General features: G+C 55.5%; 15 protein-coding genes and 2 pseudogenes. 8 read left to right on the top strand and 9 right to left on the bottom strand.

The annotated features are described in order from the left end of the window. Positions 1 to 11 precede the first annotated feature (11 nt). Positions 12 to 2,336, bottom strand: coding sequence for a LamG-like jellyroll fold domain-containing protein (locus tag DPV79_RS36205; RefSeq protein ID WP_425267373.1), 2,325 nt, complete (start codon positions 2,334 to 2,336; stop codon positions 12 to 14). A gap of 121 nt (positions 2,337 to 2,457) precedes the next feature. Further along, positions 2,458 to 2,592 (bottom strand): hypothetical protein, encoded by a 135-nt coding sequence (locus DPV79_RS43700; RefSeq protein ID WP_279636639.1) that lies wholly within the window; start codon positions 2,590 to 2,592, stop codon positions 2,458 to 2,460. Between the two features lie 892 nt (positions 2,593 to 3,484). Between DPV79_RS43700 and DPV79_RS36200 the strand changes: the two genes are divergently transcribed. The 8 genes and pseudogenes from DPV79_RS36200 to DPV79_RS36165 all read left to right on the top strand — a co-directional run bounded on the left by DPV79_RS36200 (position 3,485) and on the right by DPV79_RS36165 (position 9,377). Next, the gene (locus DPV79_RS36200; protein WP_341867644.1) at positions 3,485 to 3,838 is read left to right on the top strand and encodes a hypothetical protein; all 354 of its coding nucleotides are present in this window, start codon (positions 3,485 to 3,487) and stop codon (positions 3,836 to 3,838) included. A gap of 70 nt (positions 3,839 to 3,908) precedes the next feature. After that, positions 3,909 to 4,658, top strand: a complete 750-nt coding sequence (locus DPV79_RS36195) for a DNA/RNA non-specific endonuclease (RefSeq protein ID WP_113047669.1) — start codon at positions 3,909 to 3,911, stop codon at positions 4,656 to 4,658. A gap of 97 nt (positions 4,659 to 4,755) precedes the next feature. Next, a pseudogene (locus tag DPV79_RS36190) lies at positions 4,756 to 5,309 on the top strand (AAA family ATPase); the annotation flags it as partial. Positions 5,310 to 5,321: 12 nt separating this feature from the next. Then, positions 5,322 to 5,718 (top strand): annotated as a pseudogene (locus DPV79_RS43505) (GPW/gp25 family protein); the annotation flags it as partial. 795 nt (positions 5,719 to 6,513) lie between these two features. Then, positions 6,514 to 7,197 (top strand): iron-containing redox enzyme family protein, encoded by a 684-nt coding sequence (locus DPV79_RS36180; RefSeq protein WP_113047668.1) that lies wholly within the window; start codon positions 6,514 to 6,516, stop codon positions 7,195 to 7,197. A gap of 51 nt (positions 7,198 to 7,248) precedes the next feature. Beyond that, on the top strand, positions 7,249 to 7,815 hold the full coding sequence (locus DPV79_RS36175; RefSeq protein WP_113047667.1) for a nitroreductase family protein: 567 nt from the start codon (positions 7,249 to 7,251) through the stop codon (positions 7,813 to 7,815). 53 nt (positions 7,816 to 7,868) lie between these two features. Then, positions 7,869 to 8,924: an aromatic ring-hydroxylating oxygenase subunit alpha gene (locus tag DPV79_RS36170; RefSeq protein ID WP_113047666.1), complete on the top strand. Its 1,056-nt coding sequence runs from the start codon at positions 7,869 to 7,871 to the stop codon at positions 8,922 to 8,924. Positions 8,925 to 9,035: 111 nt separating this feature from the next. Beyond that, positions 9,036 to 9,377 carry a carboxymuconolactone decarboxylase family protein gene (locus tag DPV79_RS36165; RefSeq protein WP_244321864.1) on the top strand — a complete coding sequence of 114 codons (342 nt, stop codon included), beginning with the start codon at positions 9,036 to 9,038 and terminating at the stop codon, positions 9,375 to 9,377. 530 nt (positions 9,378 to 9,907) lie between these two features. On the opposite strand, the gene DPV79_RS36160 is transcribed toward DPV79_RS36165, so the two are convergent. From DPV79_RS36160 to DPV79_RS42890, 7 genes are all read right to left on the bottom strand, one after another. Continuing rightward, positions 9,908 to 10,546 carry a hydrolase gene (locus tag DPV79_RS36160; protein ID WP_113047664.1) on the bottom strand — a complete coding sequence of 213 codons (639 nt, stop codon included), beginning with the start codon at positions 10,544 to 10,546 and terminating at the stop codon, positions 9,908 to 9,910. A gap of 742 nt (positions 10,547 to 11,288) precedes the next feature. Then, on the bottom strand, positions 11,289 to 12,023 hold the full coding sequence (locus DPV79_RS36155) for a DUF2968 domain-containing protein (RefSeq protein WP_113047663.1): 735 nt from the start codon (positions 12,021 to 12,023) through the stop codon (positions 11,289 to 11,291). Between the two features lie 1,183 nt (positions 12,024 to 13,206). Continuing rightward, positions 13,207 to 13,563, bottom strand: a complete 357-nt coding sequence (locus DPV79_RS36150) for a transposase (RefSeq protein ID WP_113047662.1) — start codon at positions 13,561 to 13,563, stop codon at positions 13,207 to 13,209. A 197-nt stretch (positions 13,564 to 13,760) separates the two neighbouring features. After that, on the bottom strand, positions 13,761 to 14,081 hold the full coding sequence (locus DPV79_RS36145; RefSeq protein WP_133295756.1) for a hypothetical protein: 321 nt from the start codon (positions 14,079 to 14,081) through the stop codon (positions 13,761 to 13,763). A gap of 27 nt (positions 14,082 to 14,108) precedes the next feature. Continuing rightward, entirely contained in the window at positions 14,109 to 15,923 is a 1,815-nt protein-coding gene (locus tag DPV79_RS36140) for a methyltransferase domain-containing protein (protein WP_113047660.1), read from the bottom strand. Between the two features lie 91 nt (positions 15,924 to 16,014). Then, positions 16,015 to 17,892 carry a peptide transporter gene (locus tag DPV79_RS36135; protein ID WP_113047691.1) on the bottom strand — a complete coding sequence of 626 codons (1,878 nt, stop codon included), beginning with the start codon at positions 17,890 to 17,892 and terminating at the stop codon, positions 16,015 to 16,017. A 102-nt stretch (positions 17,893 to 17,994) separates the two neighbouring features. Continuing rightward, on the bottom strand, positions 17,995 to 19,667 hold a 1,673-nt coding region (locus DPV79_RS42890), incomplete at its 5' end, for a beta strand repeat-containing protein (protein ID WP_165843612.1).

The following is a 19,667-nucleotide window of genomic DNA, read 5'->3' as shown; positions in this document are numbered from 1 at the left end:
CAGAGCGGCAATTAATTCGCGATGAGCGATGCGATTTGCGCGGCGCTGAGCGCACCGCGATAGATACGAAAGTCGTCGATGAGACCGCTGAAGGTGGCGTCGGCACTGTATTGCGATTTGCCCAGCCAGTTCTGCGTGGTACTGCCCAGGCGGAACGGCGCCTGGAACATCGCCGTGTTGGTGCTGACTGGCATGCCATCCACGTACATCGTGCCGGTCGAGCCCGACAGCGTGACGGCCACATGCACCCATCGCTTGCTGGGCAGTTCATTGGGCGCGTCGATGATCTGTTCGGGAGGGCCGTCCCCGGGACCGTTGGTCGTCATGGCGAAGCGCGCCCCCGTCCAGCCGCTGCGCAACTGCGCGCGCGGCGTGAACATCATGTAGCGGTGGAAGCCCGTGCCGAAGTCGAACAGGCGTGCCCACGTTTGCGAGCCGTTCCAGAACACCCAGCTGGCGATGGTGAAGTCCGACACATCGACCAGCAGATCGTCGGGCAAGGCCACATATGCGCCCGAGCCGTTGAGCGAGACCGCGCTGCCGCTGCGCCCCACTGCCCACGTTGCGCCGTTGAGCGTGCCATTGCGCCCGTTGCCCGAGCGATCGGCGGCCGTGATGCCGCCGCCTTCATCAAACGGGAGATGCGCGAGCAACTGCTGCGCCGTGATCACTTTCACTTCGTTGGAAAGCGCCGATTCGCCCGCAATCGTTTGCGCTGTCACGACATAAAAATACGTGCCGTCACCGGCTGGCATATCGGTGTAGGTCAGCAGATCGGTGATACCGCTCCGGATGGTGCTGTACGGTCCGCCGGCCATGGTGGCGCGCTTGACGTTGTAGCTGACGGCGTTGCTGCTGCCCCACCACGACAGCACCACCTTGCCCGCGCTGGCGTAGCCGGTCAGGCCGGTCGGCGTGGCGGCAGGGGTGCCGGGGTCGAGCGTGCAGGTGAGCGTGCCGTAGCCAAGCTGGTCGAAGCCGCCACTGTTGGGGCCGTAGTTGCCGCCGCCGCCCTCCGGCGCGACACGCTCGGCAGCGCGCTGGGTGTAAGGCGCCGCCAGGCCTTTGCGGTTGATGTAATGGTTGGCCACCAGCGCCCAGCAGGGACGTCCCAGGGCGCCGCCTCGCCCACCGGTGGACATCTGCGTCTGGATGACGCCGGCGCTGTTTTTGTACGTGACAAAGGGCACTGTGTAGAACGCGCCGTCCGCCTGCGTCAGGTTGGCCTTGGCCACATATTCCGCGCCCGCAAGGAAGCGGTTGTTGTCATAGCCGTACAGGTCGATACCCTGATTCCAGGCCATCTCGCAAATGGCGCCGGTCAATGCAATGCCGAGCACACTGTGGCCCTGATCTCGGCCGGCTTCTTGCCATTGTCCGAGGTTGCCGGGGTGCATGTAGTACACGGCTTGCCGGATGCAGCCGTTGCTGCCGCCGCTCTTGAAATGGGTGACGGCCTCGTTGACGAGTTCGGCATCGTCACACAGCACGCCAATGGCCAGGACGCATGCGATGTTGGCCAGGCCCCAGTTGGCCCAGTAGTGCGTGTCCATCGCGGTGTCGATACGGGTCAGGAACGCATGGCTGACCGGGTAGAACACGTTGCGCATCATCGCCTGAAACGCGGCGAGTCCGGCCGGACTCCAGCCGCTGTAGCCGCGCATGATTTCGGCTGCGTTGGCGAACTCGTAGCCGTAGATGCCGGCGGCGAGCGCCACGTCGCTGCCGCCAAGCGTCGTCAGCTTCGCGGCCCATTGGTCCAGATACTCCACAGCTTTGTCGGCGTAGCGTGTGTCGTCCGACACCTTCCAGCGCAGCGCGTCGCCATAGGCGGCGGCGATGTCGTTGTAGAGGGCGCCGTAGTTCTGGCCATGCGTCGGATCATTGCCGCGATAGATGCCGACCTGCGGGTTCGGCGTGTTCGTCAGGCGCGTGTGACCGTTGGCGACGAGCAGATTCCAGCTGTCGATCCAGGGCGAGGCCTTGGCCCCGACCTTGGCGCGCATACGCGCGAAATCCGCGTCGGTGTGCAGCAGGCCCGGATGCGTGAAGCCATGCATCTGCACGATGCTCTCGGACGGCGGGACTGGCGGCTTCGCCGGCGCAGGGACATCGGACAATGTCGGCGTGCTCGCACCGGGTTGATCGTCGCTGCCCGTCGTTGCCGGTGCGGCATCCGCACTGACGGCAGCAGCACCATCGCCGTCACCTCCGCAACCGGCCAGCAAAGACGCCCCCATCCCCACCATGAAGTGCCGGCGCGAGGTGCTCTGGATACGGCCCCCTTCGCGCGCATTATCCGAAAGCGTCGCCCACTGCACCTGATCGTCGTTCATACACTTGTCCTGTTTCTAGTTGTCGCCAAACGGTCGGCACGGGTATTCGAGCGAATAGCCGCAACCTTGCGCACGCACAGCGTGGTTTGGTCGATATCCTGGCCCGCGAGCGCGTACGTCATCAGGTTCGGACTCGCGTGATCGATTCGCGCTCGAATTGCCCGGACATCAGTTCCTTGACCGTTGCCTCGCCAGCACCATCGCCGCTGCCCGCGCGCATGGAGGATTCCTGTCGGATCTCCGGGTTCTGGTTCAAGACCTCGCTTCCGTCGTTACGCTTGTCAGCGCGTTCGTGGCCCTGACCATATCGACAAGGATTCCTATTCATATGACATAAACATAGATCGACTACCAAGCAATCGAGGCATCATCCCGCTCCCTCGCTATAGGCGGGGATAACGACAAAAAACCGGCGCGAGGCGCGCATTATTCGTGTGAATTCCGGTCACGTCAACTTATGAACAACAGCAAATCCGAATCGAATCGCAGCTCAGATCGTCACGCTCGGATCACCTCTCGCCGAGATCGCGTTATTCATCGCACATTACACAGCACCACAACCTTACATCCGATATGTATATGTCTACTTTTAGTAAATTTTAGTTTCCATGTTAAAAGAACAGGCCATCCGCCCCGCAACACACCGATTACCATGGAATCCGATATTTTTATATTTATATTTTAAATTTCATAACATTTACAACACAACATTCATCCTGTTATCTCATCATTTCTAGACTTCTCGCCAAATCCGGATCCGAGTCCGGGATAGACTGTCCCCACGACTCGTGCTCAATATGTGCATGCCCCGTCATCGACGTCGCCGATGCCCCCTCCTTCTACCTTCGCGCCGCCAACCGGAAGCAACACAACCGAACTCGCGCTGCCCGACGAGCCCGGACGGTGCGCGGCAATCCCCGAACCCGACCTACAGCATGCGAAGCGTCTGGCGATGAAGCCGTACCCTGACCGATCGACATCGCAAGCATGGACAGTGAGGTAGCGAACGCGCTCGAAGGTATAACCATCAAACATGGTCAACTCGGGCTTTGGAACGAATCGCGCCGTCAACGCACCGCGCGATGCGACGTTTCTCTGGGGCGAGGGGCGAAGTGTCTCGCCTCTGCGAATACCGCTTGGATACCCTGATGAAAAAAGCGCTCTTGTTCTCATGCACCGTCGGGGCAGCAGCCGGACTTACGGCCACCGCCAACGCAACCAATATCGGAATCAACATCGGTATGCCAACGCCCGTCGTGCCAGCCCCGGCGCTTACCGTTCCTTCTCGCGTGAACGTAGTCACGCCAGGTTGGTACGGTAAGCGCTATTACGACGGCAACCGCTATTGGACACGTGACGAGTGGAACGAGCGTCCCGCCACGATCGCCACCATGGCGGCGGCCATCGTCACTGCCCGCCCGGGCACGAAAAGAAAGGCGATTGTTGAGCCAACGGCAGTCCCGATAGAACGATACCCGGCGGCGCTCGCCGCCGCTGTATGATCCGATCGCGACCAACGGCATCATGCCCATCACCGTGCCGCGATCTCGCCTCAACATTCACCAAGATTCAATGCGGAAACTCCTCACCTGCGGGCTCATGGCGCTCGCCACACACGCCTTTGCGTCCAACTCCTGCCCCCAATTCACCCCCAAAGGAAAATCTCCAGTTGTCGTCAATCCCCGGATCGCCGCGACGACGCGCGTTCTGTGCTATTCGGATTTTGAAGTGCTGCATTCGAGCATCACGCACGGACCGCTTTGGTCGGCCGAGCACCTGACCCGCACGCATCTGGAAGCAGCGAAAAGCGAGATCCGCACGAACCGATTCTTCGAGGAGCCGCGGTTACCGAACGGCGAACGCGCGCGACTCGCGGACTATCGCAAAAGCGGCTACGATCGCGGGCACATGAGCCCGGCTGGCGATCGCTGGAACGATCGGGCAATGGCCGAATCCTTTACGCTGGCGAACATGGTGCCGCAGAATCCGACGAACAACCGTCACCTGTGGGCACATATCGAGGAAGCAGTTCGCCGGATTGGCCTGCACGTGGCAGATACTTATGTCGTCACGGGCCCGCTGTTCAAGGGCGCGGAACTGACGACCATCGGCAAAAGCGGAGTCGTCGTGCCCACCCAACTCTTCAAGGTAGTCTACGTTCCTCAGAAGCGGCTCGCGTTCGCGGTCGTCGCGAACAACACCGCGACCAAACGCTACACGATCGCGACCGTACACGAGCTCGAAGCACAAAGCGGTTTGCGATTCCCCGGGATACCGGAATCGCTGAAGGACACACGTATCGGAGGTCTAAATGGAGTTTAAGGCAGCCAACTGCAACCATCGGTCGCGCAGACCCGCCAGGTAAGACTCCCGCAGTTACAGATAGCCTCCTACCCACAATCCTACCCATATTGGGCTCGGCACGATGCGCGATCGCGATGGGCGCGAGATCGATTTCCGCAACTGCGTGATCCTGATGACGTCCAACCTTGGCAGCGCACAGATCGCCGAAGCGACAGTGGACAACCCCGACATCGCACACCCCGCACTGCTCGAGACCATCCACCTGGAACTCCTCGCGCATTTCCAGCCAGCGCTGCTCGCGCGCTTCCAGACGCTCGTCTATCGACCGCACGATGCAACGGCACTGCGTGCATCGTGCGACTGAAGCTCGCCAAGGTCGCCGATCGCCTGCACCGTCAGCACGGCGTGGCGCTGACCTGCAACGAATCGCCGATCGACGCGATCGCCGAACTGTGTCACTCCCGCGAATCAGGCGCACGCAACGTCGATATGTTCCTCAACCAGCGCATCCTGCCGCCGGTGTCGCGCGAGTTGCTGGCGCGCATGGCAAGCGGCGGTGCGCCCGCGAAGATCGCCTTGTCGAGCTCGGCCGACGGGAACCTCACGATCGATTTCATCGACCGCGACGAGGCGGCACGCGCCGCAGCGCCTGCGCCGGCCGTCGCGTAACGGAGCGATGCGATGCCGGCCTGTCCTTCTCTCTACGACATGCTGCTCGGCCAGATCGGCGGCGAGCCGCTGAACACGTGCGATGATCGGACGCTCGAATGTTTGAGTGTCTAGCAGAACGTCCAGCGCATCCTGAACACGCGTGCGGGCGCACTCAAGCACCTACCCGACTAGCCCGACTACGGCCTGCCGGCGTCTGCCCATCTACTCAAGGAGCAGATGGAGGCCACACTTCTCACGTATGGACCGCGTATCCGGTTGATCGACGTCGAGATCATCGAGAACTACGACCCCGGCGTGTTGGTCAGCTTCGAGATAACCTGCCACCTGAAGGAGGCCCGGCTTGTTTCGATTCGGCACCTACTTCGAGCCGCAGGGGCGCATGCGCGTGAAGCGCCGGATTCAGGAGCACGGCAAATTCGACGACTATTTTTGCGCGCGGTCTCGCGAGCAGCCGCTCGCCCAAGCGGTATCAAACGCCGGCAGCCTGCCGATCGCGTGGCCGTTCACCGTTGCCAACATGTCGCACCTGAGCCGGCCCATCTTTTTCAGGCAGGTTCTTCTCGCGCTGCAACTTGGGGCAGGAAGTAATGGTCGACCAGTGCTCACAATTCTTCGTCGAAGACCGGCTTGCATATCCCCTCCGTCTCGGCTATTCCGGTGCATATGGTTAGCAACTCGCTGCCAAGGCTAACCTCGGAACGAACTCTACACTCGAACCGCGTATCCCACTCTTGACCATTGCTTGCGCGAAACGCTATTCGAATGAGGTTCGAGAACATGCCGTCGCGGTATACAACCTGATCGACAGTGCACCAACTGGCCTTGATCCCGCGACATATCTCGCCGACATGCTCGTGGGCATCGCTGACCACTCGGTCAACCGCCTCGACGAACAGTCGCCGAGGAGCGCGACACCATCGCTGCCGTCAACTCCTCACGCCGAACCCATCCAATAGCATCGATAATCCCCAGCCGGTAGCGACTTACGCTACGGCTTACCCGAGTGCTTACTTCAGGTCAACATTCCAATATAAATAAAACCACGCGAATTTGTTAATACATTAACATAAAGATAAATTTTGCGACAAAAGATGCGCAAGATTGGCCTTGACAACCTTCAAATACAACCTAACATTCCGACTTGTTGGTCGTTGATTCGCATCACTCAAATTGCAACTTACTCAACCGTCGGGGAAACATCATGAGTCTTCATGCTGGGTTGAAAAATTATTTGGAATCGTGCATCAATGATCTCAACCTTACAAAAAACCCCTATTTCAAATCCCTATGTTCCGGAGAGATGTCGAAGCAGCAGTTTCTAAGAAGTCAGGTCGAATTTGCATCAATGGTTCATTTCTTTAGCCGCCCAATGGCACAAGTCATTGCCAATGTTCCAGATCCCCTGCCGCGCGTTGCGCTCGTCGGCAACCTATGGGAGGAGCATGGGAAGGGCGTGAAGGAGAACGTACACGGCAAGACCATTCTTACGCTCATCGATCGACTTGGCGGTGACTCCGCACAAATCGATTTGAGCCAGCCAACTCCAAACGCAAGAATCTTCAATGAAACACTGCGCAGTGTGTCCTCCTTCGAAGACTATCGCTTTTCTACCGCCACGTTCGCCGGAATCGAAAGAGCCTTCGTTGACATCTCAACCATGATCTTTCAGTCCATTGTCGCCCATGGTTGGCTGCCCGCCGAGCGCATCACTCACTACGGCCTTCATCGCACACTGGACATCGAACATGCGGAAGATTTTCTGAAGGTTGTCAATCAAGACTGGAACAACGCTCGATCGCAAGATCTGATCAAGAATGGTATTCGATTCGGCAGTAGATTGTTTGCGAATACATACATCGGATTTTACAACGACATGCTCAACTAGAAAATCGAGCACGCAATCTTTGCTCTTCCAGCGAGCCACGAGGACCAAATAATGAGATCCTTTACCATCGTCGATATACTTCGGCGTCGCTCATGCCACGAATTTAGCGATGATCCGGTCGCAGCCGATGCAATTGAAACCATCCTCAAGGCCGCAATGAGCGGAAATGATCATGGGCAACTTCAGCCCTGGGAATTTCGAATATTCACGGGTCAAGGCAGGGCGGCATTGGCGGCCGCGTTCGTTCGACACGCCATTGCCGAGCACGAAGAGCCGCATCGGTGCAAAAAGGCCGAGACAGCCCCTTTCAGATCGCCGGTTGTGATCTGTGTCTCGACCGTGCGACGCGAATGCAAGATTCCGTTCCGCGACCAGCTATTTTCGGCGGTGTCTGCCTGCCAGTTAATCACTCTAAGTGCTCATTTGCTCGGGCTCGCCGCAATCTGGAAGACCGGGGCATGGGCTACGAGTCCGGTTGTTCGTGAATCGCTTGGTATCAGGCGCCATGACGAAATCGTTGGCTTCATTTATGTGGGAATGCGCGCCGCCACAGACGTTTCGGCACGTTGCTTTCCCACCGACAAGGTATTGATCCACTCGACGCCTGTGGCACGCTAGGCACCTGCCCCTCGACTTATCAATAAGCAAGCACAATTTCCCGGAGTCCCCACATGACGTTTATCAGGAATGCATGGTACGCGGCCGGCTGGAGCACCGAAGTTGTTTCCGGCAAGATGTTTCACCGCACGCTGCTGGGCGAGCAGATCGTGTTCTATCGAAAAGCCGACGGCTCGGTAGCCGCGCTGGTCGATCGATGTCCACATCGCTTCGTGCCATTGCATTTCGGCATGTTGCGCGGAGACGAAATCGAGTGTGGATACCACGGATTGCGATTCGACTGCGCCGGGCGCTGCGTGAAAAATCCACATGGCAATGGCCGAATCCCCGATGCCGCACACATTCGAGCCTATCCGGTACAGGAGCGGCACGATCTGATATGGGTTTGGATGGGAGACTCCACGGCGGATCCTGCGCGAATACCCGACTACAGCTTGATCGACGCGACATCGGATTATCAGATTGTTACCGGTGGCTACCTCCACATTTCGGCAAACTATTTGTTGATGGGCGACAACCTGTTGGATTTGAGTCACCTGATGTATCTGCATGACGGTCTGCTGGGCAGTCGCGATCAGGTCGATTCCGATCAATCTGTACGCGAGGAAGACGGCAAAATTATCTGTCGGCGCTGGGTGCCAAAGAGCAGCGTGCCGAAGATTTTTGATCTGCTTTACCGACGTGATGGGAAACCCGTTGCCATGTGGACCGAGATACAGTGGCAAGCACCAAGCCACTTCTGGTTCGATGGCGGCGTTCATGCACTCGACGTGACTGAACGAGAAGATCACGGCTGGTGGTACGGCCAGCATATCCTGACGCCGGAAACCGAACGCACGACACACTATTTCTACGCGGCGGCGCTGCCGCTGGGCACGCAACTGACCGACGCCGAGAAATCCCGGTACGCCGAAATGCGGCGGTTCGCATTCGCTGAACAGGACAAGGTCATGCTCGATGCCCAGCAAGCCGCACTCGGCGATGCCGACTTCTGGTCGATGAAACCGACCCTTCTTTCAGTCGACTCCGCACCGGTCCGCATGCGGCGGGTTGTCGAACAGCTACTTCGCGCCGAGCATTCCGAGTCGACCCCGACAGACCCTGCATAGCTCGAGAATCCAGCCATGTCGCCGTGCTGCTTGCGACACTCGTCTCTGCGCGCAGACAGCCGCGACGCACTACCAAATTCATTCAGCACACGTTGCATTGAAGGAGCCACCATGCCGCCAGATGATATGTCTCCAGGACGCAAAGTATTCGGCGATTTCGCACCCGCCCTCGCCGAATATACCGACAATGTTTTATTCGGCGACGTTTGGTTGCGGCCAGGGCTCTCGCCGCGCGATCGCAGTCTCGTAACCGTCGCAGCGCTGACGGCGCTTTATCGTACCAACGAACTTGAAGTTCACGTGAAAAAGGCGCTGGAGAACGGTGTTGGGCGTGATGAACTCGTCGAGTTGATGACGCATCTTGCTTTTTACTCCGGTTGGCCCACGGCGCATTCGGCTCTGCAGATCGCGCGCCGTATCTTTCATCCTCCCGGTTTGAACATGGCCGAATGAGCAATGGACAAACATGGGTGCTCCGACAGTCATTCAAGTCCTGTCATACTCGCCGCCCGGAAATAGCGCGTCGCGTGAATCGAGATCGCCCTCAGAACTCCTCCACGAATTCGTCGATTAGTATCCCAACGTCGGTGAAGGTGCCTCGTGACACGAATGCATCGGTAACGCTCGGCCCACGATCGAGGCGCCATGCGATGGATTTCCTGCAGACCGCTCTCAGCTTGGAGGGCATGTAGTCGGGGCGCGGGCACAAGCTTCTGGCGTAGACTGCACAACTGGCAATAGATCGGCAGAGTCGCCTACACAAGCAGAGCTGCCCGTGAAGCAGCGAGTAGCCAAACCAGATCGACTTCTCGCGAGCCGCTGTCGATTCGTCATCGATTGGCGCCGTTGGGGCGGCTGAAAACCAAGCCTGACCTACCGATCCCCCATTTTGAAACAAGCACTTGTCAAAGTCGAAGTCTGGTATTGAGGCTGCCACGTACGGTGATCGCGAGGTCGATACCTAGCGATCACCACACCTGTCGTTACTCGTGTCCTAATGCGAACTGGACCCCTGCCGTACCGCCCGTTTCGATGAACAGGTTGACGAACTGCGCGACGGTTTCCTTGCGTGCCCAATCTCGCTGCAACTCGCAGAAGAGCTGTGGAACACTAATCATCTTGCCACCAGCCTGCTCGATGCGTCGCAACGCCATGTCGTGTGCGGTAATCGACGTGCCGCCGACCGCGTCTGCGACAACATAGACTTCGTAGCCCTGCTCCAGCGCATCAAGTGCGGGAAAAGCAAGACATACCTCACTCCACAAAGCTGTCATGATGAGCTTCTTGCGCCCCGTCGCCTCAACTGCCCTACGAAATTCGACGTCCTCCCATGCATTGACGGTGGTACGGTCATATGTGGGATATCGGTCCAATACCTTTCGCAGTTGCGGAATAGGCGGTTGGTTCAAACCATTCTTTACATTCGCCGTGGAATGGACGATGGGCAAACCGTAAACAACGGCCGCCTTCGCGGCACCAACAATGTTGTTGACGAGAAGTTGGCGATCCATCGAAGCGACAGTATTCACCTGCGGTGGTTGATAGTCGATGACGACGAACGCCGCATTTTGCGGGGTGAGCAGATGATCCTTCTTCGGATCGCGGATAGGCTCGCTGGCCATGAGTTTTCTCCTTGCTGGATACAGCATCTCAGCTACACTGAACTTCAGATTTGCATGTTGGTACAGACAACGGACACGAACGATCAATGGCACATCATCCGCATCCGTTCCGCCCGACGATCACCGGGAAATATTTTTCCCACCCCTCCATATGATATTAAATCATATTAATTAATCAATAAAAATGAACGCGCAGTTGTTTTTGCAATTTTACTTTTTAAAAATTATTTAAAAATCCCGCACACATGAAATTGTCACAGCAGACGAACTTCATGAATCAAAGCACGGCGCTTAGACGGAGAATATCACGATACAATCAATGATCGCCGATTTCGGTTGACTCTGGCAAGTATGTACCGCATGAAAAGCAGCTTGAGGGCAATTGGACAGTCATTTTGAAAGACTGCGTAACGCGCGACAGTGCTTGGACGCGGGCTTTTCGTTATCGTAACGCGCACACCGACGACGACTGCCTGGGGCAGCTCATCAAGACCTCGTAGCAATCGCCAAATGGCGAACTGGAGATCAGGTTCTTCGCAACGCACGTTCGGCTCTCAAGGTCCAAGCGTAAACCGCAGCAGAAGATGACGAAAACTGCGAGCGAACACGCTCGGATGGCTGGCAAAGGCTCCACTTCCCGAAGCCCCGCGCCGATGTATGCGCACGGGTGAAGTCGGCGATCCAAAGTTAGTAGGTCCCGTGTTGGCTTGAGCCATGGAGGACGCAGAAGGCCTATCATGCCTCATTGCGACTTACCCTCCAATGTCCGCTGCAATACATGCACGTTCTTTCGAAGTAGTCGCAGCTTTTCGCTAGATTGTCCCTTCTGAACTCTTAACTCATTTACCTGGCTTTTGGCTTGCTGCTGTCGCTGCCGGACCGCCTCAGTCTCTTCCCGCTCGATCTGAAGATCCGCGCGCAAGTGCTGCATTTGCTGTTCGAGAATAACAATCTGCTGCGCGTCGTGCTGTTGCTTTGCCTGCGCGACCGACACGCCAATCTCGTTCGCCGCCAACTGTCTGGCGCGGTCGGCAAAGCTCGCAAAAATCGATTCAGCTCTCGTCTCATTTGCAGTAGAAACTACGCGCCACAAATGTCCGTCCTGGAACAACGCGACATAGTATGTCAGGCTCGTGGCATAGAAGAATAGACTAGCACCGTACACACCGTGGTACATTGTCCGCAACTCTTTAAGTTGCGGATCCCGAATCAAGGACTGCAGCATGCCCACTTCGCCCGCAACGTCAGAATTCATCTGCGACTGTGCCGGCACGCTGTCTAACTGCACAGTACTTGGCGTTTGCGAGGAAATCGCGGTCAGCGGTGTCGGCCGGGCTGCGGCCTGATGCCGTGTACAACCGGAGGCAGCCAACAGGCACACGATTGCGCCCCACTTGCCCCATCGGATAAGACACGGCAACATCCAACCATCGCGACCATTCTGTTGTCGCTGAAGCGACCGTTCGAATACAGCCATTCCTTTCGCCCCCTTCGCACCCTATTGAGAAAAACGCCCCGGGACTTCCGTTAGGCGGCGTTGAGACAAGTAATTCATCCAGTCACTTGGCGTTGTCGCCGACATATTCATAGCTGGACGTGCTCGCTCCTGCGATTCATTTCCCCGGGCATCGTACCGCGATTGCACTGATGCGAACTTTCGCGCCGGAAGATGCGGCTGCGTCAGGGGACGTAAACGGTTGACTCTTTTTACCCAAGATGGAGCTAGTACGTGCTTGGCACTCTGGGCTTGCCGGGAACGATACAAGGCCTCATGAGGATAACTACGAACGGCTCTCGCACCGCCGACAGTCGCGGTTGCAGGCAATACAGCCGTTCGCGCTGCCGCAGCATTGAATGACGGCGACACGTCGGCTGACATCGTCAATGGCGCTGTTGGCAATTGCGCAAACGAACGAACCGACGACGCCGATTGCGGAGCTACAATCTGGACCGCGGTAGCCGCATGCGGAACTGCTGACTCGAACGATATATGTAGCAGTACCCCCGCAAGGCATCCCAGTGCCGCTCCAATCGGAAAACCGACCAAGGCTACCGGCCATCGCATGCGGTTGCCAGCGACTCGGCGAATCGATGGAATCACCCTTTGACAATGCCTCACCATATACAGTCGACTCGAAACATGAGCCCACTGGGAGGGCGGCAACCATGACCATGCCCGTCCGAACGGAGCTGGTACGCCTGATAGAGGGAATACAATCGGCACACCCAGCCACGCTTTCATCTTATCCCTCGGCATCTGCACTATCACTCCATTCTTGAACTGTCGTTAAACGCAGTGTGTGGCACCGGGAGTATGGAGAATGCGACCTCAGTCCCGACTAGTACTTTCCAATCAAACCTTTTCCACACTCACGACCAACGCTGCACCCGCATCGGTTAGAGATGCAGACACTTCTCAACCTTTCATTTTTTAATATAGCAGCCCCACCACCTACACAGCCACTCAACTTTCAAAAATTAACGATTAAATCACATTGATATCGAAACACATCAAATCATTGAACTGCAAACAGATACTATAAATCCTCCCAACAACATGCCCACTCATTTCACCATACACCGATATTGGGATGCTATTCACTCGCGCGACCCAGGACAATGGCTTATCAAAAACACCGTTTTTCCATGAAGCTTCTAGATTACCCCTTGGAAGCTCGTCGGAAAGCGGCCTCGATTCGCTTGTCCGCAAAATACATCAGCGCAGCGGCCCTTTCGTTCTGCCCCAGTTCCAACCACTTGTGAACAAGTGCGAACTCAATGGATATCCATGTACCATCGGCCACCCATTGGCGAAATTGTCTCCAGCACGTGTTGCCCGACACCTGATAGCGCTCGGTCGGCAATGCTCGCCAAGCAATATCGCCAGTGATAATGTCGACAATACCGCTCAACGCCGCGCGCCGATCCACTCGATTCCGCCCGCGCCGCAGCCTCGTCTCAGGGGCATCATCGGCAAATGTCGAGACAGCACTCCACTCCTCGTCACTTATTAGCATAATCAGCTTACATTCAATTAATAAAATTAATTCATAAAACCCAACGTTTCCGAGTCACGCACTCTCATGAATATATTTCAGAAAGCACTACGCCTTCAATCACCCAACAACACTACGAAAAAGCGACCCCTATCTCGCACACAGTAATTCGCGATCCTAATATATTACCCACCAGACAGAAAGGAAATCGCCCAGACTCAAAAACCACCTGAAACAGACACTCCGATCAACAGACCAAGCACCACCCCTATAGATCGACCACACAAAATCGCAACGCACACATCCTTGCTATCAAAACATGTCACTCTCTTCGAAATGAATGCACAAAAAAACGGCCCCGCCAAGAAAACCATAGCCAAAATCAAGAAACAAATCAATTTTAACCAGATGTAATCTTTCTCATCCACAATGTAAAACTGATCATTCAAATACCTAATAAACGACACCATTAGAGCGCTCGTCAAGATTGCGACCAATGCCCCACTCACTACTCGGTCAGCGACATACTCTTTGCTCATCTCAGTCACCTTTAAATCCATCGTTAACTACTTGCGGACTGGAGGTGATCGTCGAACGGATTTCTCTCCATTGCGAGAGTCAACCTGCAACCGCAACAACTCCAATGTCATTTTCTCGACGACGGGAATCCAATCCCCCAATCGCTGCTGCCGAAATATCCGCATATGTGGATACCAAGGACTATCGTGACGCTCCAGCAACCATCGCCAATCACATAATGTGGGAAGAAACAACCATACCGGGCGGCCCATCGCACCCGCCAGATGAGCCACCGATGTGTCGACAGACACAACAAGATCTACGTTGGCTATAATCGCAGCAGTATCGGCCATATCCTCAATTTCCTGACCAGCTGCAATAAAATTTGCATATCGTTCCGCAAACTGAAGCGCCTCGCGTTCGCCCTCTCCTTTTTGCAGGCTTACGAATGTAGTATTTGGCGTGTTGAGTAGTGGGCCCAATACTTCCAGCGATGGGAGCGAACGGTACGCATCGTTTTCGTGACTTGGATTTCCTTTCCAAACAATACCAATTTTACGTGCCCCCGCCTTCAATCCCAACCGCACCTTCCATGATTTTTTTGCCTCATCAGATATCGATAAGTACGGATCTCGAGGAATATTTCCAATTTCCAATGTTCTGTATACTGGTATTGAATGAGGAAATACCCAGTAGTCCGGCTGCAAAAGTTCAGAATGACGAGATACAGGAAAGACTTGATCCACGCCACTCAGCCGCTTCATCACTGGATACAGTGGATCTTGACAAACCAGAAATACACGATCTGCATTAAATTTGGCCTTGAATTCGCCCGCAAAGCGGCTAAACATGATTTCGTCACCAAGCCCAAATTCAGTCCAGAGAGCGATCGATTTACCGTCCAATCGCTCCCCCTGCCAACGTCTCCAACCATTTTCAGGCAACGTCGGTGTGCGTCTTGCATCAGCTATGCTAGCTTCACGAATACGAAAACCCTCTCTAAACCGCCCTAGCTGCAATAGAAAAAGTGCCTGAAAGAGTCGCGTTTGTTTACCGGGAACCCGGCACACGGCCTCTCGCCAAAGCACTTCGGCGTCGTCGTAACGCTTCAAGCGAGTTAGCAGGTGAGCCAGGCTCAAATACGCGTCCAATGATGGATGCTCCCCGGCACACGCCCTCCGATAAGCAAGTTCCGCACGAACATCATCATGCTCCTGATGTTCTGCAACGAACCCCTCACGGAGCCAATCCGTTGGGAGTTTTTCCTGCTGAACTACACCACATCTCTTTTTCCATACCCACTCGATCGCGCACTCGGCATCGCCAAGCGTTTGATCCATAGCCGCCGATGCAGCATCGTCAAAATGCGTGCGAAGCTGAGTGATACGCTCGCACTCGACGAAATCGCGAAATTCCTGTAGGAGATCCACTACACCAAGTGTTTTAGGTAGCGACCCTTTGGTCTTGTGGATGGCGAAGCTCCATTTATGATCTGGATTGAAGCGTGACGGCCATATGCCACGCTCATATAAGACTTCATCCGGTACGGTAACAATTAAGTAACCACCCGGTTTTAGAATTCGAAGCCAGTTCCGCAAAGCTTCGTGAGGATCTTCAAGGTGTTCGAGGCAGTGACTGGAATGAACGAAATCATATGTATCATCACTCACGTCATTCATAAGTTGAGCGTCACCATCTCCGATGTCCCATGCCCTCACAGATTGCATCCGAGGAAAATCGGAAAGATATAACGACAACGGCACATCTCCACTTCCGATATCAATCCCATCCCCAAGAAAATAGCGCTCCTGAAAGACGAGATCACTTCTTCTTCGACGCACCGCCTTTTCCGTTTCACGCATATAGCACTCCGACAGTGACTAATTATTGTCAATACCAAAAAACCATAAAACACAACACAAGAGGAGATCCCCCCAAAATTAAACACATACCTTATGCCACAATATTTCTTTCTTTTGCATTCACATCCACCGTACTCGCTAGCCTGGATTGCCAAATATTCCATATCTTGTCACCCAAGATCTTCGGGCGACCGGTAAAAATCACTCTCGTCAACGCGTTCGGACCGCTCAGAGCATTGGCGAGCGCACGACGCTCTTCCGGTTCATTGATCAATCGCAATGCCGCATCGACATATTTTTCAATATCGTCCGCGATCAACCAAGATGGGAAATTTAACCTCCGAAACATCCCCTCATCAATATGCTCGTGCACCTCACGCCCCGTTTTACACACACCCACGAGACCGGAATATACGGTATCAACAATCCCGTTAGTGTTCCCAAAAGGAAATGGGTTGAGAAAAATATCACACCGAGAAATTTGATTCATATATTCTTCGTATGGTTGATGCTCATGCACAATCGCCTTCTCGCCTAGGTATCGGTTTACGAAACGCCTTACCTGAGGCATAACCAATCCAATCGCCTGACCAACAAGAAAATGAAACTCAACAGGGAATTTTGCACCGGCGGCTATTTGCCCACATGCTTTCAAAAAACCAGGATTCAGCTTCATCGTTGTCGCTGCAACTGCGATCCTGACCGCACCATCATTACTGGCACGCTTTTCAAGCGGTTTCATGGCGGACATCCCGACGGGCGGGCGATAAGGCATTCCGTCAGATGGCAAGATTAATAGTTCTTCACTGAAGCAATCGGGATCTCCGACGTAATCCTCTTCCACCACAACGTAGTCCATAACAGATGAATGAGAGGTTGCGGGATGCCCAAGCGCCATGATCTGAATCGGGGCGACTCGCAGGTTTGATTGCACCATAGTCAAGGGGAACATTCCGACGCTCGGCATATATAAAACCTGCACATCTCGGATCATCGAGATATCTCTAACCTGAGAAATGTCCGACCAGATCCCATCCCCACTCAATTGGATGAACTCGTCAAATACTTGCCTTGTAGTTTCATCAACCTTGTCCCCATACCCCACTCCAATCACGTAAAAATGATCCCTCATACCCTGGATCGTCAGCGAGTGCGTTCGATATATCGAATGGTTCGCGGTGAACCATTCCAGCACAACCATTAAAACAGGCTTGACACCGTTCGCCGGAGTTTGTGCGGCATAACGAAGATCATCAAGTCCATATTCGAGCAACTTCCGACGTATGATTTTATTTATAGGTTTCTTGACCTCGTGCTTTCCTGAATAATCAGCGTAACTGCAATGCATATATACGTCGTGCAGGATCGCTCCCGGCAAATCCCCGAGATCAACTTCATCAAGCCTTGACGGAAGCCATTTTAGAAGTGCATTTCGTTTTTGATGAGCCACCTCCGTCCCAAGAAAGCGAGGCGACAAAAGTGCCATTGCAAGCCCGGCCATCAGCTTTTTGTCATACTGCCAGATAGCCTCCATGTCGATCGGAATCTCCGAGTCCAAGAAATAGAACAACTGGAATTTTTTCAGATTCCGCTTATTTACAGTCAGATTCTGGACATCAAACTCCCCTTCGCCAAATGAACGAAGAATATGATCTGCGTTACGAAAAGGACTTGCTGCAAAGACGGCTGATAGCCAGCGATGCAGATTGAGTGTGGTGGCAAATCCACTGTCCGAGAACTGGAATCGGTCATCCGTAACCAGGGATGTCAAAGCAGCAGTCAAACGCGTAAGCAGGTGCTCGTCACGCTCGTCTCGAACACTCGACGACTGAACTCTTCCAAGGAAGTTTCCGGCAAAGGTCCCATAATTTCTATCTAGTGTATTCAGTAATGCCAAAAGCTCTCGGCCTGCCAGCTCATAGCTGCGCCGATATACAAGTTTCTCGAATTTTTCCAGATTGAATTTCATGATGATCTCTTGTATATCGCAAAACGGAGACATTCCTCCGTTGGCGGGGCCGATGCCCCGCCTCGGTTATTCATGTGTGGAAGTGCTTCCAGGATTGCTCGACTAGTTTGATGTCAGCCCAGAGGATTCACCTGCTGTCGACCGATCGCCGGGCTTCGAGCACCAGCCATGACTGTGCATCTGATAGATCAGATGCTGGCCAGTCGCATCGGTTACGCGAGACTCCTCGGTGTAGAAAACAGCATGGGTTTGAGAGTTCAGGGTCAGCTCGGCCGTTCTCGAGCCCGTGTCGTCCGAATACCGGTAACGCATGACGCCGTTGGCGCTATCAGCCAATTTCATCGGCTGGCCAAAGCTGTTTCCGTATTCACTTTCCCCACGCAGAATGACGGACTGTTCGCCTTTGTCAGGTGTCGCACGGAATGTGTACTGCGATGCAGCACTTGCCGGCGGCGCACCGTCGACCATCATCGTGCCTTGGCAGAGATCCGGTGCGTCACTCGACATCAGATATTCCGCCAATGCAACCAGGCCAACGCCACCAAACGCCGCGGCAGGAGTCACCCAACTATCCTCACCCGAATTGCTGGCGCTCGTGCTCGTGCTCGTGCTCGCGTTTGAATTCGAACTCCCATTTCCGGGAAGTCCAATGACTCGGCCATTCAATGTTGTACTCGGTGAATGGATGATCAATGGATGACCGTCGAGCGTGCTACCGGGATCGCTGGTGACACTTTGATTGCCGGTGACAGTGACCTGGCCGCCTCCCGAAATATCGGCTGGTGCGTGAATGCCAACGTTGTTCCCACTGATATCAATGGTCCCATTTGGACCGGTCGCCATGTTGCCCGACAGATTCAAGTTCGGCGCAGTGAGGTTGAGGCTGGTGTTGGCATGCACCGTGCTGTTCGGCTGCTGCGTCCACGTCTGGTTCGCGTGGCCCGTCACGTTGTCGCCGCCGATGTCGCCGCCGGTGCCCACCGTCACGTTGTCGCCCGACACCGTCGTGTTGCCCACGCCCGCCATCCCGGTGTTACCCGCGATGTTCAGGTTCGGTGCGGTGATGTTCGTGCTCGTCTTACCCGCCACCGTGCTGTTCGGCTGCTGCGTCCACGTCTGGTTCGCGTGGCCCGTCACGTTGTCGCCACCGATGTCGCCGCCGGTGCCCACCGTCACGTTGTCGCCCGACACCGTCGTGTTGCCCACGCCAGCCATCCCGGTGTTGCCCGCGATGTTCAGGTTCGGTGCGGTGATGTTCGTGCTCGTGTTGCCCGCCACCGTGCTGTTCGGCTGCTGCGTCCACGTCTGGTTCGCGTGGCCCGTCACGTTGTCGCCGCCGATGTCGCCGCCGGCGCCCACCGTCACGTTGTCGCCCGACACCGTCGTGTTGCCCCCGCCCGCCATCCCGGTGTTGCCCGCGATGTTCAGGTTCGGTGCGGTGATGTTCGTGCTCGTCTTGCCCGCCACCGTGCTGTTCGGCTGCTGCGCCCACGTCTGGTTCGCGTGGCCCGTCACGTTGTCGCCACCGATGTCGCCGCCGGTGCCCACCGTCACGTTGTCGCCCGACACCGTCGTGTTGCCCACGCCCGCCATCCCGGTGTTGCCCGCGATGTTCAGGTTCGGTGCGGTGATGTTCGTGCTCGTGTTGCCCGCCACCGTGCTGTTCGGCTGCTGCGTCCACGTCTGGTTCGCGTGGCCCGTCACGTTGTCACCGCCGATGTCGCCGCCGGTGCCCACCGTCACGTTGTCGCCCGACACCGTCGTGTTGCCCACGC

It is taken from the genome of Burkholderia reimsis (assembly GCF_003294055.1).
Classification (GTDB): Bacteria; Pseudomonadota; Gammaproteobacteria; order Burkholderiales; family Burkholderiaceae; genus Burkholderia; species Burkholderia cepacia.
This window is presented reverse-complemented; position numbering and strand designations above follow the sequence as displayed.